The organism is Pseudanabaena sp. BC1403, assembly GCF_002914585.1.
GTDB lineage: Bacteria > Cyanobacteriota > Cyanobacteriia > Pseudanabaenales > Pseudanabaenaceae > Pseudanabaena.
In genome coordinates, this window is the sequence record NZ_PDDM01000006.1 from 136506 (window position 1) to 156485 (window position 19980).

A 19980-nucleotide genomic window follows, 5' to 3' on the forward strand; every position below is an offset into this window, starting at 1 on the left:
TAGACTATGTAAATCTAGCACTTAATTATTGATATTAACTTGCAATTAGTCAAAATTACTGCTATTAATTTAATTAACTATTGACAGTACTTTCTAATAAATTTCTCTAATAGTATATTACTTTAGGCTCTGTCTATAGTTTATATGAATTATAGAAATATATTAGCTATTGCTGAGAGTCTTAGAGGTGTTCTAAGAATAATTGATATCTATTCTTAATATGGAATGGGTGTTTGCGTACATTTGTATACAAGCCCCCATTCCTCATGCTCCAACTAAGCTTCCTATAGCGTTTTGGGACTAAGCGCATACTCATTCTCAAAACAATCAATCACAGTAATCCCAAAGCACAAAGTGGCTACGCCACTTTGTGCTTTGGGAACCCTTACTGGGTTTGGGTTTCAATTCACAAAAATGTCATCACACTTTTGTGAATTTGGATAAAAAGTCTGCGGCTTTCATTTTGCCCACAACAAAATGAAAGCCACTTCATAAAAAAAGGGCAAGCGCCAACTTGCCCCGAAATTATCAATATCAAATCGATACCTAACATCATAATGAAATCCGATCGCGTTTTACTCGCTAGTTTCGTCTTTGCAATCGCCAGTATTGCGTCACCCGAATTTTTTAAATTCCATATTTCCTCTGCCTCAGCCGAGAATCTGAGTAAGCCATCTAGTCAAATAGACTCCATAGAAAATGGAAAAGTTCAAAGTGTGCAGGACTTAAGACAAGTTTCCACCAGCGCTTCAGAATTACTTGCCGAAACCTCTACTAACTTAGTCCAGATCACAGGTGTCAAGCTCAACCCCACAGCTAATGGTCTTGAAGTTGCCTTAGAAACAACCAGTAGTAGCATCAGTCCACCCGCTCCACAAACTTCAGGCAAGTTGCTCTACTTTGATATTCCCAACGCCAAATTGGCACTACCCAATAGCGATCGCTTTCTTGCCGAGAATCCTGCTGATGGCATTGCAAATGTATCTGTTATTCAGGCAAATGCTAGTTATGTAAGGGTAATCGTCAGAGGAATTAATGCTGTTCCCAAAGCTATGGTGACTACAGGCAATCCCAATTCTGTCGCCCAAGTATCTAATGAGGCTAAAGAAGAAGAAGAAGAAATTACCATTACAGGAGAAACTGATCGCAAAACCACCTATCGCGAGCCGAATGCTTCCACAGCAACTCGTACAGATACAGCGATTATTGACACACCACAATCAATTCAAGTAGTTCCCCAACAGGTTTTAAAAGATCAGCAGGTTGTCCGAGTCGATCAAGCCCTCCGAAATGTCAGTGGTGTCACAGGCGAACTCTCTGGGTTTTCATCGGCTCAAAGTCTCACGATTCGTGGATTTGTCACCGAGAGCTTTGCAAATATTCCAATTTTGCGCGATGGCTTTCGTACTTATTCCAATCTTAGTCCACAGGAAACAACCAACCTAGAACGTATTGAGGTACTTAAGGGCCCTGCATCCGTACTTTATGGACAGGCTGATCCTGGGGGGATTATCAATCTGGTTACTAAACAGCCTTTAGCCAAGCCTTTCTATGATTTGCAATTGCAAGCAGGTAGTTTTGGGTTTATACGCCCTAGTGTTGATTTATCTGGGCCTCTAGATACGGATGGCAATGTCCTTTATCGCCTCAATGCGGCATATCAGCGATCGGATGGATTTCGCAATTTTGACACCAAATCTGAACGATTCTTTATTGCTCCAGTTGTGCAATGGAAAATCAGCGATCGCACCAAGATCAACTTTTTCCTAGAATATACGAACGACCAGATTCCATACGATGTGGGACTACCTGCCTTTGGCAGAGGTGTCCTTGATGTGCCACGCGATCGCATCTTGGGAGAACGTGATGACAGTCTCAAAAGCAGAGCATTTTCCATTGGCTATAAATTAGAACATCAGTTTGATGACAATTGGAAGATCCGAAATGCTTTTAGGTATTCTGATCAAAATCTCAAAGTTGAATCAACATTACCTTTCATATTCAATGAAGCCACAGGGACTTTAGCAAGGTTATACGGTAGACGTGAACTACAATCGAATGACTATTCGCTCCAAACTGATGTAGTTGGCAAATTTGAGACAGGCTCTGTAAAACATACTCTATTAGCAGGAGTGGATTTGAATTGGAGTGTGTTTAACGATGTATTCACCAAAATTAGTCGTGCTCAAATCTTGCCCCTCAATGTCTTTAATCCAACCTACGGGCTATTCTCTCGTCCCAATTTTGATACAGTGCCGCAACTTCCCGAAAGTGATACGGCGATTAGTCGCACAGGCGTATTTCTGCAAGATCAAATTGCTTTTAGTGACCAATTGAGCGTGATCGCAGGAATTCGTTTTGATGGAGTGACTAACCGCAATACCTTTGCGGGTACAAGTCGTTACGATAGCGCTTGGAGTCCTCGCCTCGGCTTGGTGTATAAACCGATTGAAACAGTAGCTTTATTCGCTAACTATTCTCAATCTTTTACGCCTAATGTGGGGCAAGATGTTAATGGTAATTTTCTAGAACCTGAAAAGGCTCAAGGTTATGAGTTTGGGATTAAAGCTGAGTTAACCAAAAAACTATTTGCCACTCTGTCGTACTTTAGTATCACCAAACAAAATGTGGCAACACCTGTATCAATACTTGAACCCTCTGTCTCAGTAGCCACTGGCAAACAACAGAGTCAGGGAATTGAGCTTGATATCTCTGGCGAAATTGCGCCAAATTGGAATCTAATTGCCTCCTATGCTTACACTAATGCCAGAGTTACAGAAGACAATAGCATTCCTGTGGGTAATCGTTTACCAGGTTCTCCTTACAATTCTTTTGGAATATGGACAACTTACCAAATTCCTGATGGTGATTTGCAAGGACTCGGCTTTGGTTTGGGTGTAAATTATGTGGGTAATCGTACAGGCGATCGCGAGAATACTTACGAAGTTGGTGATTATTTCCTTACCAATGCGGCAATTTTCTATAAGCGGGATCAATGGCGCTTTGGATTGAACTTCAATAATCTCTTTAACATTAACTACATCAGTGGTGTTGGTGGTACAAGCCGCACTTTTGGCAATTCCCCTGGAGCACCATTTTCAGTGGTTGGCTCCATTGGCATCCAGTTTTAACAAATAATATGCAGCGCTTTGCGCTGCATATTATTTGTTTTTATACTTGTAGAGAGATTAGCCATTGTTCAGCTTCTACTTGACTAGCAAATACTTGTCCTAAGCATCCAAATATACCTGCGATGGTTTTGGGAGTAGCCTTTTTGCGCTTTTCCAAATCATCGCCATCATAGACAATTGCCATACCAAGGCAGAATTGCATAATTCTGTCTTTATTTTGCTTTGCCCATTCAACAGTTAAGCGATGGACTGCTTCGATTTCTGATGGATTATGGTTGACTTCAGCTACCTGTGCTGATTCCTGTTTTTGAGAAGTCGATTGATCGAGAATTAGCCCAAATTTTTGATTAGAGGAAAGCCATTTATCAAAATGGGCTAAATACTTTTCAGTATCTTCTAATGTTGATGCATTCTCAAAATGGACAGATACAATCGGATAGTTGGATTCGTTGATGTCAATCATATTAACTATAATATTTTGCAATTAGTATCTAGTAATTTCAGACTTGATTCTCACATACTATTGATAATCTCTGCAATTTGTAATCCAATAATTGCAATAAATCAGGTTGAGCATTGTGCAAGAAAAAATGATCCCCTTGCAGCATATGCAGCTCAAACTCAGCGCTGGTTTGGGATCTCCATGCTTCGAGCAATTCGATACTTGCTTCAGGATCTTGATCGCCACCAAAGACAGTGATAGGACAATCTAGTGGAGCTTTAGGGCTATAAACATAGGTCTCAACGACAGCAAGATCTGCTCTTAGGGTGGGCAACAGCAACTGCATCAGTTCCTGATTGTCCAATACCTCTGCGGGTGTACCATTGAGGCGACGTAGTTCGGCGAAAAATTCTGGTTCTGGCAAATCATAGGTAGGCGGATTAATGCTAGGAATTTGTGGCGATCGCCGACCAGAAACATACAGATGCAATGGCGCTCGTTGGTGATTATCACGCAAAAATCTGGCTAATTCAAAACTTAATAAAGCACCCATGCTATGACCAAAGAAAGCAAAAGGCTTGTCCATCTCTGGTAAAAGCGCAGATGCGATCGCTTGTATTAGAGGTTCAAGTTGAGTAAAAGCAGGCTCTTGAATTCGCAATCCTCTACCAGGTAAATCGATTGGACAAACTTCCACATTCGTGGGAAGAGATCTCGACCAATTCCGAAAACTGAGGCTACCGCCCCCTGCATATGGAAAACAAAATAGCCGCAAAACCGCCTCAGCATTGGGCTGAGCATAGTTTATCCATCGATTTAAAGTCTGTGTCATCGTCGCGATCGCGCTCCTCCTGTGAGCTTTGCTGCCTATTAAGGCTTTACGGGGGGCAAGAAATTTTTTAATGCTTACTGTGCAAGACTTTTAAAAAATTTCTTAGGATTTAAGAAAGCGCAAAGCGCTGTAGCTAGCCAAAGAAGTGAAATGATTTACACCAATCTTATTGACATTTAGTTGTATTAGGATATAGTATCCTTATTGATAATAATACTAATAGAGATTGTACACCAAGTGATTAATAACAGATCAATTAATACCCTCATAAACTCGTGTGACAATTACTTTCCCCATAAGAGGTAATTAATTGGAACCAACAATAGATACATTGAAAGGAATTGTGGCAGAACTTGGAATTGACCAAGATCTGCTTAATGCAGACACTTTGCTGTATGCAGATTTAGGGCTTGACTCTGTTGAGGCAGTACAGCTTTCCCTAGCAGTAAAGCGAAGACTGGGGATTGACTTAAAGCTAGGAACTCGTAACGACATGACCTTAGCAGACATTTGCAACATGGCTAAAGAGGAGCCTGTGACATCTTCATACAGCGCTTTGCTCTCCAATCCAAACCAAGAAATTGTGTAAAAGTATTGCAAATGCTTTTTAAAATTACGCAAAAATGCCCCGAAAGCCTCATATAGCGTTTTTCATTTTGCCTTCTGCAAGATGAAAAACACAAACCCTTAATCTGTAGGACTTACGCAAATCAACCAAGAACTAAAGTTCTTGGCTCAAAGCTCAAGTCAGTTAAAACTGACTAAAGAAAGCCTCAAACTAACCTGTTTCAACAGGTTTAAGCTTTTAGCCCGCAATTTATTGCAGGGCAAATGCGTAAGTCCTAATCTGATTATTTTTTGTTTTGCAAATAAGTCCGCTCTCATTTACAAAACCCTATAGTTCTAAAGAAGTAATAATGTGCCGCGCGGAGTACGGGACATCATTACAACAAAATCATTACTTCTTGCTCCATCCCAAAATTCAAATGGAAAGTATTTCTGCAAGCTTGCCTAGCACCTTTAACGTGGCAGCTCATTTTCTGGAAACCAATATTAAACCAGAATGGAATGAGCGAGTTGCGTTTTACTATCGAAGCACAACCTATAGCTATGAACAGGTGAAAATATGGGTACAGCGTATGGCTGGCCTGCTTAGCGAGTTGGGACTAGAGCGTGAAAATCGCATCGCCATTCTTTTACCTGATACACCAGAGTTTGTCTTTACTTTCTGGGGATCAGTTTGGCTTGGCGCTATACCAGTCCCAATTAACACTGGTTACACTTTGGAGGAGATTCAATACATTCTCCAAGACTGTCGTGCAAAAGTGCTAGTGACCAATCAGGGCTGGTGCGAAAAGCTCGCGCCAATTCAGTCTCCGCACTTGGAGCATATTCTCCAAATAGATGGAGAAACCCCCTTACTATCGCAATTATCTCAACAGAAAGAACAGATTCATTGGGTGAAAACTCATCGAGAAGAGCCTGCCTTCTGGCTTTATACATCAGGTAGTACAGGTAAGCCAAAAGGTGTAATTCATTTGCATCAAAGCATGGTAGTCTGTGCCGAGCAATATGGCAAAGTCGCGATCGGGCTAAAGGAAGATGACGTAATTTATTCCGTTGCTAAAATTCCTTTTGCATATGGTTTAGGCAACACCTTGTATATGCCGATGTCAGTGGGTGCGGCGGCGATCCTCTCCGATGCTGCCAATGCCTTTGACATCATTACCGATATTCAATCCTATGAACCAACAGTTCTATTTGGAATTCCTGCAATCTACGCTAGCATCCTGTCTGTTCATGAAATTGCGCCTCTCAATTCCTCTTGCTTGCGTCTATGTCTATCAGCAGCAGAACAATTGCCCAAAACAATTTGGCTAAAGTGGAAAGAAACTTATGGCATGGAGATTTGCGAGGGCATTGGGACAACTGAGTTACTGCATATTTTTCTGTCCAACCGACCTAATCAATGTCAACTGGGTAGCTCTGGTTATCCAGTCGCAGGCTATGAAGTGCAGGTAGTTGATGAACTAGGAAAGCCCGTCCCAGCAGGTGAAATTGGGGATCTCCAAGTGACAGGAGATAGCCTAATGATCGGTTATTGGAATCGTTTAGAAGCTACTCGTAAAGCTCTATATGGAATGACGATGCGGACTGGAGATAAATATGTCCAAGATGCGGATGGTTATTTTCGATTCATGGGACGCAACGATGACTTTTTTAAAGTCAATGGCATGTGGGTATCACCCTTTGAGATTGAAGATATTTTACTCAAGCATGATGCTGTACTTGATGCGGCAGTTTTGCCTACTTCTGACTGTGATGAAGCTTTGACGCAGATAATTGCTTATATTAGTCTGAAATCTGGGTTTTCACCTTCGGTGGAGCTAGAAAATAAGCTGCGTCAAATGGTAAAGGCAAACTTACCTCACTTTAAAGCACCTAAGAGTATTCATTTTCTAGAAAATTTGCCTCGGACATCCACTGGTAAAGTGCATCGCCAAGCACTTCTCAAACACAAGCTTAAGAAGTGATGATGACCTGTCTGTGCTTCGCACGGGACATCATCACTTCCATATTTTTATCCTTTCATTTAGATATTTAGGTAATCAGCTATGTCTTCTACTGCTACTCAGTCTCTTGTTTATCATGAATTATTTGTTCCCACTCCAAAAGATCCACAATCGTTATTGCAGAATCTATTGGATGTTGGTCTTTTTTCTAGTTATATGCTTTACCAAAGCGATCGCGATACACGCATTGCTGGAAATGCCTTGGCTAGCGTTTCGGTTAATACTGAAACTGTGACATGCAACTACATGGGACAAACGCAATCTTTCCCCGTCACTGATCCACTCAAACAAGTAGAAACTGCTTTAGCATCTTTGCCAATCGAAAACTGGACAGCATACGGATACACCAGTTTTGATATTTCGCGTTTCTACTCTCCCTACACCAAAGCAATTCAGCAATCGCTACTGCATTTTTTCATTCCTGAAACTGAACTTCATATCACCGAGAAAGGCATCCGTATCAGAAGCATCAAGCCAATGACAAAAATTATTGAGGCTCTGTCCATTGATTGTCCACTTCGCAGCTACACAGCCACACCTCCAGTTGTTGATTTTGCTGATCGCGAAGAATATCAAACTCAGGTGCGTAATTTAATCCAAGCAATTCAAGCTGGTAAGCTGCATAAAGCGATCATCGCGCGTTCAGTCAAGATCAAAGGAGAGATTGATTTATTGGGAACCTATTGCCTCGGTTCTCAAAGTAATAATTCAGCGCGATCGTATTGTTTGCACATTGATAATGTAAGCGCTGTTGGATTCAGCCCTGAGATCTTGATGACAGTGGATGCCGATCGCCATGTGATCACCAATCCTTTAGCAGGTACAAGACCTCGCTCCCAAAATCTAGATGAAGATCAGCAATTAAATGATGAGTTGTTTACCGATGCCAAAGAAGTAAAAGAACATGCGCTATCGGTCTGGCTTGCCCAAGATGAGATTGCCGAAGTTTGTATTCCAGAAACAGTGCGCGTATTTGATTTTATGCAGGTGAAGAAATATCGTTGTGTGCAGCATCTGTCATCTCGCGTTGGCGGTGAACTGAAGCCTAACAAAACCCTCTGGGATGCGTTAAAGGTTCTTTTTCCTGGTATTACAGTCTCTGGCATTGATAAACAAAGTGCCTTGGCATGGATTGATCGATTGGAAACAGAGCCAAGAGGTTTGTATGCAGGTGGGATTGGTTGGGTTGATAGCAATGGAACCGCAGATTTAGCGATCGCAATTCGTTCGGTCTATCAATACGATGATTGCATCTATTTCAATGCTGGCGCTGGCATTGTGGGTGAGTCTGTCCCAGAAACTGAGTATTTAGAATCTGTCAATAAAATGAATACGATGCTAACAAATCTAGTTTTAAAATAAATACCAAATAGGGAAAGCGGTGCTTTGCACCGCTTTCCCTATTTGGCATCGTGATCTAGGAGCAGTACCTCTGCATTTCGGAGCGTCGGAAAAGCATAACCGCTGAAACCTATCAGCATCATGCTAATGGCTGCGATCATCAGGAATAGTGCAATTCCCGATCCTTTCCCGACACCGATAATAGGAGCAAAAAATGACGTAATGAAATTTCCTGAATTCATTGCTGGTTCAAAAACTTGATCTGCTAGTGGTCCTGCGATCGCACTGGCAACAGCACTAACCGTCAAACCAAGCGTATGTGCCGAGGCTAAAACTCTTCCTTGTATTTCTGGCGGGACTTTGGCGTACCAGACCGCATAACTAGAACTGTAAACTAAAGGGATACTACATGCTGCGAAAAACTGAGCACCGATCCAAATCCACGGAGTTTGACCTAAACCTACGATGAGGATACCGAAACCAACACTGATAAATCCGATCAGCATTCCTTGAATTTGCCGCTTAAAGCCACCGAAAACACTCAGGCTCACACCACCAACCACACCACCAATCCCTGCCGCAGTTACAACCATTCCCAAAATTTGGGTGCTGCCACCTGTCCGCGCTAGAATCATCGGTCGGTATAAAGTCTCACTGATGTGATAGGTAAACAGAAACAAGCAAAAAATGGTTGTCATCGCTAATAAACTAGGTCTAACGCGGATGTAATTGATTCCCCAAAATAGTTGTTGCCAGATGGTTTTGCTATTGATTTTGATGGTGATATGTTCTGGTTGAGGAATATTCACGATTAACACAGTGATAATCCCAACGACAAAAGTTGCGAGATCAATCAGAATGATGCCCATGAGCCCGATCAATGGATAAAGGCTACCCACTAAAGCGGGAGCAATAATTGTAGAGCTGTAATTTATGAGCGTTCTCATACTGCTCACACGAGTATATTGATGCTTGGGTACAATCAATGGGATAGAAGCCGAAAAAGCTAGTCCTTGAGTTTGTCCACAACAGCCATAGATAACGGCTAAGGCATATAGATGCCAAATCTGAAGATGTTGAGTAGAATAAAGCAACCCAATTAAAATCGTACATAGAGCCACACCAACATCACTCAAAACCATCAAATATTGGCGATTAAAACGGTCAATAATTAATCCTGCAAAAAGGGCGATCAATATTTGAGGAAGAAAAAAGAAGAAACTGAGCAACGCAATCGCTGTAGTTTCTTGAGTTTGTTGCCAAATCCAAATTGTGAGTGCAAATTGAGTCATTTCTGTCCCAATCGCAGAAGTCATCTGCCCACTCCAAAGAATTGTGAAAATACGCACAGTAGCAATCTTGAAAAGTAATATGCAGACATAATACACTTATTGATAAAGATTATTAATAATTAAAATTAATTTATTCTCCAAAATCTCTGCAAGCTTAGGTTGCAACCAGTAAACAACTATGATACTGTCAATTTACACTCTTGAGAATATTAATCAAGAAGGCTATCAACTTTTGAAAAATTTGTGATGATTATGCAGTCGGCAGGTATTCTTTCACTGGCGGTCAGATTCCCTCAGACCATTCGATCTAATCAATATTGGCTACAAAACTTTCCTGAATTATTTGTTCATGCGACTCCAAGGCAAAGAGAAAGACAGACAAGAATACCTAAACCTGTTGAGTTAGATCCCACTACTAACGGAATTGATCTCTGGTTACAGGAAGCTATGCCTTATCTAGCAGATCCATTCAGAGGTAGCGTTGATCGCCGTGTGGTGAGTGATGATGAGACTTCTTTACTACTAGAATTTCATGCAGCAGAGGAAGCGATCGCTGCCGCGAAGTTATCTGCTAATCAAATTGATTTAGCGATCGTTACTTCACTCTTCCCAGATACTGTAGGTACTGGACTAGCGGCTCATCTTGCTCAAAAATTAGGGCTAAATTGTCCAGCTTGGAATTTGGAATCTACCTGTGCAAGTGCCTTAATTGCTCTACATACAGCCCAAGCATTTCTGCAATCGGGAATCTATCAACATATCTTGATTGTAGTTTCCCATATTGGCTCTCAGGCGGTGAATGAAGCAGATACTCTCTCATGGTCAATGGGAGATGGGGCTGGAGCCTTTATTGTTGGCAAAGCTAAACCTAATCAAGGGATTCTCAGCACCAAAATTATGCCGACAACCGCAACCTGTGGTGCATATGTCCATGAGTTGGTGATTAATGATCAAGGCAAGCCCCGCATCCAAACAAGTACAGGGGAGAATGTCAGTAGCCTTGCAACAACAGCAGTAGATCAGGTGTGTCAATGTTGTCTAGAAGCAGTGAAAGAAGCAGGTGTCCGCCTCGATCGCATTGATTATTTTGCTTTTAATACCCCAACAGCTTGGTATGCCAGTGTTTGCGCTCAAGCCCTTGGAATTGACCCAGAGCGAATCATTAATCTCTACCCGATATATGCAAATATTGGCCCCGTTTTTCCCATTGCTAATCTCTATCATGCGGCAGCAAATGGCAAAATTCGGGAAAATGATCTGGTGTTGGTATATGCCAATGGAGCTTCGGCAACGGCGGCAGCAATGGTAATTCGATGGGGCGATACGGCTTTAGGCTCATCTGCTCCTGATAACTTCGTTCTGACTCAGAGCAAAACCCCAATCCCTGTAGAGATCAAGATTCCCTCAAAAAACAATGGACAAGCGATCGCTTTATCAGAAATTAAATCAGATATTCAAGAAAAACTATTTACTGCAAATCTAGGCGATCGTCATGCCATCTTGGTCACTTACTTATTGGAATGGTTAGCAAATCTTCAACAACTTACAGTTGTTGATCTCAGTTCTGACGAATACCTCGCAACGATGCTGGACTCTTTAATGGCAATTATATTTCGTCGCCAAATTGAAATGGATTTACAAATTTGCGTTCCTATGGAGCAATTCTTTGGTGACATTACGATTCATCATCTCGCTGATTTTTTACTCAACCAACTGGCTATTGCCAAAGTTATTCATACAGAAGAGATCTCTGTAGCTTCCACAAATCAGATAGCGAGAGAAGTTATCAGCCTGTAAAAAAGTTGGGATTTAACTAACATTTATTAATCTAATCTATGAATATACATTATGAATATACATTCACTTTTAAACTCGCTCTCTAAAGTCGGCATAAAATTATCGACTGATGGAGATGCTCTACTAGTCGATGCGCCACAAGGAACATTAACAACCGAATTGCGCAACCACCTGATTCAGAGCAAAGCCGAAATTTTGACATTGCTGCATCAACATAGTGTGAGTCCTCCTGAAAATGATTTACCTGCGATCGCACCTGATCCAGAGTCACGCTTCGATGCATTTCCTCTGACCGATATGCAGCACGCTTTTTGGATTGGGCGCAGTGGTATATTAGCTTTGGGTAATGTTTCTAATCATGGTTATTATGAAATCGAGGGACAGACGCTAGATCTAGAAAGACTCAATAGAACTCTGCAACAATTAATTGAACGCCATGATATGTTGCGAGCGATTGTCTTACCCGATGGACAACAACGCATTCTCAAGGAAGTTCCCCCTTATCAGATCAAAGCTGTGGATTTGCGTGGGAAAGATCAGACGGAGATCGCTTCTCAATTGGATGCAATTCGTGATGAGATGTCCCATCAAGTTCTTCCAGCAGATAAATACCCCTTGTTTGACTTTCGCGTGACCTGTTTAGATGGCGATCGCACTCGTCTCCACGTTAGTTACGACTTACTTGTATTTGATGCATGGAGCCTATTTCGACTGTTTGAAGAATGGTTCCAACTCTATAAGTCATCCGATACGATTTTGACACCCTTAGAACTTTCATTTCGGGATTATGTAATCGCTGAGCAATCTCTACCGAATACAAAACTTTATCAGCGATCGCAGGAATATTGGTTGAATCGGATTGACAAATTGCCCCCCGCCCCAGACCTACCCCTTGCCAAAAAGCCTCAAGAGCTACAACAGCACCGATGTCGCCGTTATCACTCCCAAATGGAAACAGGCGATTGGCAAAGGCTAAAGCAGAAGGCGAAAAATATTGGTCTGACTCCTTCAGGGCTATTACTAGCTGCTTTTGCGGAAATCTTAACGCTGTGGAGTCACAATCCTCAATTTACCCTTAATCTTGCTCTATTTAATCGCTTGCCCATGCATTCCCAAGTTAATCATCTCTTGGGGGATTTCACCTCTGTAACTTTGCTAGCGGTTGACAATTCCACTAGTGAACCTTTTAAAGATCGCGCCCTCCGACTGCAAAAGCAACTTTGGCAAGATCTTGAACATCGCTATTTCAGTGGCGTGCGTGTGACTAGAGAAATCACCCGTCGTAAAGGCGGGGTTCCCAATGCTATGCCTGTCATTTTTACCAGCACCCTTGGATTTGCCGCAATGGGACAGGAAACCTTGACCTTCAGTCATTTTGGTGAGTTAGTATATGGGATTAGTCAGGCTTCGCAAGCATGGATGGATGTACAGGTTTGGGAAGAGAAAGAGATATTATCTTTCAATTGGGATGTCGTTGAAGAACTTTTCCCTGAAGGAATGATTGCGGATATGTTTGCTGCTTACTGCGATTTTCTTAAACATCTCGCCGATGCTGAAGAAAATTGGATTCAAACTGATCGCCAAATAATTCCTCCTGCTCAATTAGCTCAGCGGACGGCAGTTAATGATACCGATGCACTGATCTCTAATGCATTACTGCATGAGATGTTTGCTGAACAAGTATCTCAACGTCCTGAACATCTTGCGGTGATCACCTCTCAACAATCGTTGACTTATCAAGAATTAAGCGATCGCGCTAATCAAGTTGGGCATCGCTTACGCTATCTCAATGTAAAGCCAAATCAGTTAATTGGTATTGTCATGGATAAAGGATGGGAACAGATTGTGGCAGTAATGGGCATTTTGGCATCTGGGTCTGCCTATGTGCCGATCTCGCCCGATCTACCTCCAGAACGCCTGCAATACATTCTCAAAAATAGCGACATCAAGATTGTGTTAACTCAATCTTGGCTAGATCAACAATTACTTTGGGATGAAAGCATCTGTCGAATTTGTGTTGACGCAGACGACTTAGCGATAGAACTGAAAGAATCACTTAAACCTGTACAAATTCCCGATGATTTAGCCTATGTAATCTATACCTCTGGTTCCACTGGTTTACCCAAAGGAGTAATGATTACACATCGCAATGTTGCCAATGTGGTGGTTTATACCAATCAACGGTTTCAGGTTGGACCTAGCGATCGCATTCTTGCTCTAACTGCTCTTAATCATGATCTATCGGTTTATGACATTTTTGGCATACTCAGCGCAGGCGGTGCGATCATCATGCCTGACGCGAAGCAAGTCAAAGATCCTAGCCATTGGGTCGAATTAATCCAAAGAGAAAAGATCACATTATGGAACTCAGTTCCCGCGATGATGGAAATGTTGGTAAATGAGGTAAGCGATCGCCCTGAACCATTCTCTACAAATTTACGCTTAGCCATTCTCGGAGGAGATTGGCTGCCCATTTCGCTCCCCAGCCGCCTTAGAGATATAGCGCCAAATATCAAGATCTTGAGTATCGGTGGTCCCACGGAAACTACGATCTGGAATATTGGCTATCAAGTGGAAGTAATTGATCCCAATTGGAAGAGTATTCCCTATGGTCAACCAATGGCAAATTCTAAATATTACATTTTAAATGAAGCTTTAGAGGATTGTCCTACGTGGGTTGCGGGTCAGATGTATTGTGCGGGAGTACAGGTTGCTAAAGGGTATTGGCGCGATGAAGCCAAAACTAACGCTAACTTTATCACCCATCCTCGCACAGGTGAACGACTCTATCGCACAGGCGATCGCGGTCGTTATTTACCAGATGGCACGATTGAATTTTTAGGACGTGTAGACTTTCAAATTAAACTGCGTGGTTATCGCATCGAAGCTGGTGAAATTGAAGCATCTTTAATGCAGCATCCCAAGGTGCAAACTGCGATCGTTAAAATTGTTGGTGAGCATCAGCAAGCGCATCTAGCCGCTTACATCGTGCCACAACTTCTTTCTCCCAATGAGGAGTTGCCAACTATCGAAGATCTCAGTCAATTTCTCAGTCAAAAACTCCCCAGTTATATGATTCCTTCGGTATTTCTGTTTCTGGAAGCCTTACCACTGTCAGCAAACGGAAAGGTTGATCGCCAAGCCTTACCTACTCAAGACGCTGCATTTCAAACAAGATCAGTGGTATATACCGCTCCTCAAAACGAAATTGAACAAGCGATCGTAGAAATCTTTAAGGCAGTATTAGAACTAGAAAAAGTAGGAGTTAACGATAATTTCTTTGACCTTGGCGCGAACTCTCTACTGATCACAAATATTTATCGCAAGCTTGGGATGGTTTTACCTGAAGAGAGCAAGCTGATTTCTCTTGTGGACTTATTTAGTTACCCCACGGTGAGAAGTCTGACCCAACGCTTGACACAAGCCCAAAATGCGAATGCTCTAGATCAGCAACAGACAGAATCTGCACAGAAACTCAGTGAAGGAAAGATTCGGCTCAAGCAAAGGCTAAAACAATCGAGATTGTCTCATGGACTAGCTTAGCAACCATTTAAGAAATACTTTCTGCGGTCAAAAGCTCTAAGAGATCCCCCTCAATCCCCCTTAAAAAGGGGGAAGAATTTAATTCTCCCCCCTTTTTAAGCTACGTTGTACACACAAGTCAGTTTGTGCGTGAAATCAAAGAAATTACCCCACCCTAACCCTCCCCTTGCAAAGGGGAGGGAACAAGATTTCTAGTCTTCCCCCTTTGCAAGGGGGAATTAAAGGGGGTAAGTCCGACTTGTGTGTACACGGTAGCTTTTTAAGGGGGGCTGGGGGGATCTAGACAATTCTTAAATGGGTTCTTAAATATCTCAACCTAATAAACAACAAAATATTTTTACTAAAAAACGACATGAATTCTGATCAAAACGGCTTGGAAATTGCAGTAATTGGACTTGCAGGAAAGTTTGCAGGTAGCAAGACAATTGATGATTTTTGGAAAAATCTGGAAACTGGAAGAGAGGTAATCTCTCCCTTTGATCAAAATCAACTACTCGACAAAGATCATGCATCATCACCAAAGGCGATCGCTAGAGTTGGTTCGATATTGCAAGACGTGGATAAATTTGATGCTGCCTTTTTCGGGTTCAATCCCAGAGAAGCAGAAGCAATGGATCCGCAACATCGCCTATTTTTAGAATCTGCTTGGGAAGCCCTTGAAGATGCGGGTTGTCGCTCAGAAACCGAAACTAGACCCATAGGCGTATTTGCTGGCGTGGGAATGGGAACCTATTTGCTCTACAACCTTAGCCCTAATTTGGGATTGATCGAGTCGAGAGGTTTTTTGCAGACATTAGTAGGTGTGGATAAAGATTATCTACCAACTCGTGTTTCCTACAAATTGAATCTCAAAGGGCCCAGCATGAGTGTGGGTACTGCTTGCTCAAGCTCAATGGTCGCAGTGCATTTAGCCTGTCAAAGTTTGTTGAGTGGCGAATGTGATATCGCATTAGCAGCAGGAGTCTCGGTCAAAGTCCCACAAAGTGAATTAACTCTATCTCCCGATGAAATTGTTTCTCCCGATGGGCATTGCCGCGCCTTTGATGGCAAGGCAAATGGCACTATTGGAGGCAATGGCATCGGTGTGGTGGTATTAAAGCGATTGGAGGATGCGATCGCTGATCGCGATCAAATCTATGCTGTAGTAAAAGGTTCTGCTATTAACAATGATGGAGCGATGAAGGTTGGCTACACTGCACCCAGTCAGGAGGGTCAAGCTAAAGTCATTCGCGCCGCCCAAATGATGGCAGAAGTGGAGCCTGAAACAATTACCTATATGGAAGCTCATGGCACAGGTACGGCTCTGGGCGATCCGATTGAGGTGGCGGCGATGACACAAGCTTTTCGGGCTAATACTGATCGCTATCAGTTCTGTGCGATCGGCTCCGTGAAAACCAATGTAGGACATTTAGATGCGGCAGCTGGTATCACTGGCTTCATCAAAACAGTACTAATGCTACATCACCAGAAAATTGTGCCTAGCCTCAATTTTGAAGCACCTAATCCCCAAATTGACTTTGCCCATAGCCCATTTTTTGTGAATACTAAACTCACTGAGTGGAAAACTAATGGGCATCCTCGTCGAGCGGGAGTGAGTTCCTTTGGCTTTGGCGGCACAAATGTTCATGCGGTTTTAGAAGAAGCGCCTCAGCCTATTCCAGTTTCAAGTATTCCACTTTCAAGTATCCCAAAAAGAGCATATCAAATCCTCCCCATTTCCACAAAAACAGCTACGGCTTTGGAGCAAGCCACTGTGAATTTAGGCAATCACCTCCAGCAAAAAAAAGACCTCAAATTAGGAGATGTGGCTTATACGCTAGGGATGGGACGTTGGGCTTTACCGCATCGTCGCATTGTGATTGCCCAAACTTCTACAGAGGCAGTGACAACCTTAAAGTCTGACAATGCCCAAAGTCTATTTACAGGACATACCGAAGCGAACAATCCACCTGTCATTTTTATGTTCTCTGGTCAGGGTTCCCAATATGTGAATATGGCGCGAGGACTATATACCAGTGAATCCACCTTTCGAGAAGAATGCGATCGCTGCTTAACGATTCTCCTCGAACAACATAATCTTGATCTGCGCTCTATTCTATTTAACGATTTTACCAAGGACGTAAATCAACCGTCGGCTTCCGAGCAACTAATGCAGACAGAGATCGCCCAACCTGCCTTATTTACGATTGAGTATGCCCTTGCGAAACTTTGGATATCTTGGGGTGTAAAGCCCCAATCCATGATTGGACATAGTATTGGGGAATATGCCGCCGCCTGTCTAGCAGGAGTATTTTCGCTTGCAGATGCATTATCTTTAGTGGCGGTACGGGGGCAATTGATGCAGAAACAGAAAACTGGAGCGATGCTGTCAGTTAATTTGTCTGCTCAAGATGTCCAACCCTTTCTGAGCGAACATCTCTTCCTAGCAGTTAGTAATAGCCCATCTCTGAGCGTTGTTTCAGGGACAATGGAAGCAGTTCTAGCACTACAATCACAATTATCTACTCAGGGCATTATTTCCCGTCTTTTGCATACCTCCCATGCTTTTCATTCCCCAATGATGGAAGAGGCGATCGCCCCATTTGTGGAGCATTTGCGTGGGATAACTTTGAGCCCTCCTCAAATTCCATTTATTTCCAATGTCACAGGTACTTGGATTACCGCTAGTTCTGCCACCGACCCTCTCTACTGGGCGGAGCATCTACGTCAGCCCGTAAAGTTTTCGCAGGGAATCGCTGAGCTATTAACCAACTCCGAAGCGATTTTCTTGGAAGTAGGAGCAGGACGGACGCTCAGCACTTTTACAAAACAACAAGCAAGCGATCGCATTATCCTCTGTTCCTTACCCCATCATCAAGAGAAATTATCGGATGCAGCAGATTCGGAATTTTTGCTCAAAACATTAGGACAGCTTTGGATCAACGGCGTAGAAATTGATTGGAAAAGTTTTTACGATCAGCAACCATGTCAAATTGTTTCTCTTCCCACCTATCCCTTTGAACGTCAGCGCTATTGGATCGATCCACCCTCAGAAAATCATGAAACAAATTTAAGCGATCGCCATATCGCTCAACCCTCCAAAAAGTCCGACATTGGCGAATGGTTTTATAGTCCCTCTTGGAATCGCGCCATTTTACCAACAAGGCAGAGCAACGAACAGAAACGTTGTTGGGTAATATTTAGCGATCGCGCAGGTGTAGCCTCTGCCATGACTCAACGCTTAAAACAGCAAGGACATCGAGTAATTCAAGTGCTTGTCGGTACGGAGTTTCGCCAAAATGATCGTGATCTGTACACCATAAATCCTAGCGATCGCAACCACTATGAGAATTTAATCCGCGAGATTTTCTCTTTTGAGCAATCACCGATCATTGCTCATCTCTGGACTTTAACCGCCAATCTCGAATTTACAGAATCCCAAACTCTGGGATTCTATAGTTTGCTCTATTTAGCCCAAGCGATCGGGCAACAGAATCAGGAGCATTCGCTCCACATTGGCGTTGTTTCTAGCAATATTCAAGATGTCATAGGGACAGAAGTCATTCTGCCTGAAAAGGCAACTATCTTAGGGGCTTGTCAAGTGATGCCACAGGAATACGCCAATCTCACTTGTAACATGATCGATGTCGTCGTACCCGCATCCGAAGTCATTGAACAGCAACCCTTAGTTGAGCAAATCATCACCGAGATTTTGTCTCAAGCTGGCGAAGTCTCTGATCCGATTGTTGCCTATCGTGGTAATTATCGTTGGTTACCGACCCACGTTCCCCTTTACTTAAAGCCAGTCACATCACCAGCGCCATACCGCCATCAAGGAGTTTACTTGATTACAGGTGGAATGGGAGGGCTTGGGATGACTATTGCCGAACATCTTGCTCACAATTTCCAATCCAACCTCGTCCTGATCAGTCGCACTCCTCTACCATTACAAAATGAATGGGAAGAATGGCTAGATAATCACCCTGAGCAGGATGCGACCAGTATCAAGATTCGCAAAATCCAATCTTTGGAAACGAGTGGAGCCAAAGTCCTAGTTCTTAAAGCTGATGTTTCTGATTCGGAGCAGATGCAAGCGGTACGCGAGCGCATTCAACAAACCTTCGGTGAACTGCATGGCATCTTCCATACGGCAGGAGTTGCAGGTGATGGCATCATCCAGCTCAAAACACCTGAGAATGCAGCAAAGGTTATGCGCCCAAAAGTTCAAGGGACTATCGTACTCCAACAGATTTTCCAAACAATGAACCTTGATTTCTTGGTACTGTTTTCTTCACTCAGTGCGCTTCTAGGCGGCTTAGGACAAGTAGATTATAGCGCCGCAAACTGTTTCCTAGATGCTTTTGCAAGATCTCAATCTGCAATGAACCATCGTACTATCTCGATTAATTGGGATATTTGGCAGGAGGTAGGGATGGGAGCAAATATAACAGGACTGCCAGATCGCCTCAAGCAAGAACGCTTAGAAGCACTAGAAATGGGGATTTCTCCCCAAGAAGGCTTGGATGGATTACAGCGAATCCTCCAAAATGCTGGTCATCAAATCATGATTTCCACTCAGGATTGGCAATTGGTACAGAAGCAAAAACAAAGAACCATTACTGCCCCGATTAACCTTGAGCCAGCAAATCATCCCACCAAGACAACACAATCACCAGACACAGGACATCAGCGATCGCTACAATCCACCACTTATCTGGCTCCTAGCAATGCGATCGAACAACGAATAGCCGAACTTTGGCAAGCGCAACTGGGGATAGCACAAGTGGGAATCCATGATAACTTCTTTGAATTAGGCGGACATTCCCTATTAGCGGTGCGCTTAGTATCACAGATCCGTGAAATGTATCCTGTTGAATTGTCGTTGCGAACTTTGCTATCGGAAGCGCCAACGGTATCAGGATTAGCCAATGTCATTGCTGAGCAAATATCTGAGCCTGACAACTCAGATGAAATGGCACAGATTTTGGCGGAGATTGAGAAATTGTCACGAGATGAAGTAACAGCAGAATTAGCTCAAGCTAAGGATTAA

The 19980-nt window shown here is 42.9% G+C and carries 10 protein-coding genes; 7 read left to right on the top strand and 3 right to left on the bottom strand.

Annotated elements, in window-relative coordinates; all coding sequences use genetic code 11:
• Positions 1-557 precede the first annotated feature (557 nt).
• Positions 558-3131 carry a TonB-dependent siderophore receptor gene (locus CQ839_RS07880; RefSeq protein ID WP_103667727.1) on the top strand — a complete coding sequence of 858 codons (2574 nt, stop codon included), beginning with the start codon at positions 558-560 and terminating at the stop codon, positions 3129-3131.
• A gap of 40 nt (positions 3132-3171) precedes the next feature.
• Here CQ839_RS07880 and CQ839_RS07885 read toward each other — a convergent pair whose 3' ends face one another.
• Positions 3172-3594, bottom strand: a complete 423-nt coding sequence (locus tag CQ839_RS07885; RefSeq protein WP_103667728.1) for a hypothetical protein — start codon at positions 3592-3594, stop codon at positions 3172-3174.
• Between the two features lie 37 nt (positions 3595-3631).
• Positions 3632-4405: a thioesterase II family protein gene (locus CQ839_RS07890; RefSeq protein WP_103667729.1), complete on the bottom strand. Its 774-nt coding sequence runs from the start codon at positions 4403-4405 to the stop codon at positions 3632-3634.
• Positions 4406-4715: 310 nt separating this feature from the next.
• Between CQ839_RS07890 and CQ839_RS07895 the strand changes: the two genes are divergently transcribed.
• From CQ839_RS07895 to CQ839_RS07905, 3 genes are all read left to right on the top strand, one after another.
• Positions 4716-4994, top strand: coding sequence for an acyl carrier protein (locus CQ839_RS07895; protein WP_219817741.1), 279 nt, complete (start codon positions 4716-4718; stop codon positions 4992-4994).
• A gap of 397 nt (positions 4995-5391) precedes the next feature.
• On the top strand, positions 5392-6939 hold the full coding sequence (locus tag CQ839_RS07900) for a benzoate-CoA ligase family protein (RefSeq protein ID WP_103667730.1): 1548 nt from the start codon (positions 5392-5394) through the stop codon (positions 6937-6939).
• A gap of 81 nt (positions 6940-7020) precedes the next feature.
• Positions 7021-8340, top strand: coding sequence for a salicylate synthase (locus CQ839_RS07905; protein WP_103667731.1), 1320 nt, complete (start codon positions 7021-7023; stop codon positions 8338-8340).
• Positions 8341-8378: 38 nt separating this feature from the next.
• On the opposite strand, the gene CQ839_RS07910 is transcribed toward CQ839_RS07905, so the two are convergent.
• Entirely contained in the window at positions 8379-9635 is a 1257-nt protein-coding gene (locus CQ839_RS07910) for an MFS transporter (protein ID WP_219817742.1), read from the bottom strand.
• Positions 9636-9857: 222 nt separating this feature from the next.
• Between CQ839_RS07910 and CQ839_RS07915 the strand changes: the two genes are divergently transcribed.
• The 3 genes from CQ839_RS07915 to CQ839_RS07925 all read left to right on the top strand — a co-directional run bounded on the left by CQ839_RS07915 (position 9858) and on the right by CQ839_RS07925 (position 19980).
• Positions 9858-11408 carry a 3-oxoacyl-[acyl-carrier-protein] synthase III C-terminal domain-containing protein gene (locus tag CQ839_RS07915; protein ID WP_258040660.1) on the top strand — a complete coding sequence of 517 codons (1551 nt, stop codon included), beginning with the start codon at positions 9858-9860 and terminating at the stop codon, positions 11406-11408.
• A gap of 51 nt (positions 11409-11459) precedes the next feature.
• A complete protein-coding gene (locus CQ839_RS07920) occupies positions 11460-14951 on the top strand; it encodes a non-ribosomal peptide synthetase (RefSeq protein ID WP_103667733.1) in 3492 nt (1163 codons plus the stop codon).
• A gap of 352 nt (positions 14952-15303) precedes the next feature.
• Positions 15304-19980: a type I polyketide synthase gene (locus CQ839_RS07925; RefSeq protein ID WP_103667734.1), complete on the top strand. Its 4677-nt coding sequence runs from the start codon at positions 15304-15306 to the stop codon at positions 19978-19980.

Excerpts from the sequence above, each read along its gene's own strand:
- CQ839_RS07925 (WP_103667734.1), top strand. The coding sequence starts at position 15,304 with ATGAATTCTGATCAAAACGGCTTGGAAATTGCAGTAATTGGACTTGCA.
- CQ839_RS07885 (WP_103667728.1), bottom strand. The coding sequence starts at position 3,594 with ATGATTGACATCAACGAATCCAACTATCCGATTGTATCTGTCCATTTT.
- CQ839_RS07890 (WP_103667729.1), bottom strand. The coding sequence starts at position 4,405 with ATGACACAGACTTTAAATCGATGGATAAACTATGCTCAGCCCAATGCT.
- CQ839_RS07880 (WP_103667727.1), top strand. The coding sequence starts at position 558 with ATGAAATCCGATCGCGTTTTACTCGCTAGTTTCGTCTTTGCAATCGCC.
- CQ839_RS07920 (WP_103667733.1), top strand. The coding sequence starts at position 11,460 with ATGAATATACATTCACTTTTAAACTCGCTCTCTAAAGTCGGCATAAAA.
- CQ839_RS07905 (WP_103667731.1), top strand. The coding sequence starts at position 7,021 with ATGTCTTCTACTGCTACTCAGTCTCTTGTTTATCATGAATTATTTGTT.
- CQ839_RS07915 (WP_258040660.1), top strand. The coding sequence starts at position 9,858 with ATGATTATGCAGTCGGCAGGTATTCTTTCACTGGCGGTCAGATTCCCT.
- CQ839_RS07910 (WP_219817742.1), bottom strand. The coding sequence starts at position 9,635 with ATGACTTCTGCGATTGGGACAGAAATGACTCAATTTGCACTCACAATT.
- CQ839_RS07900 (WP_103667730.1), top strand. The coding sequence starts at position 5,392 with ATGGAAAGTATTTCTGCAAGCTTGCCTAGCACCTTTAACGTGGCAGCT.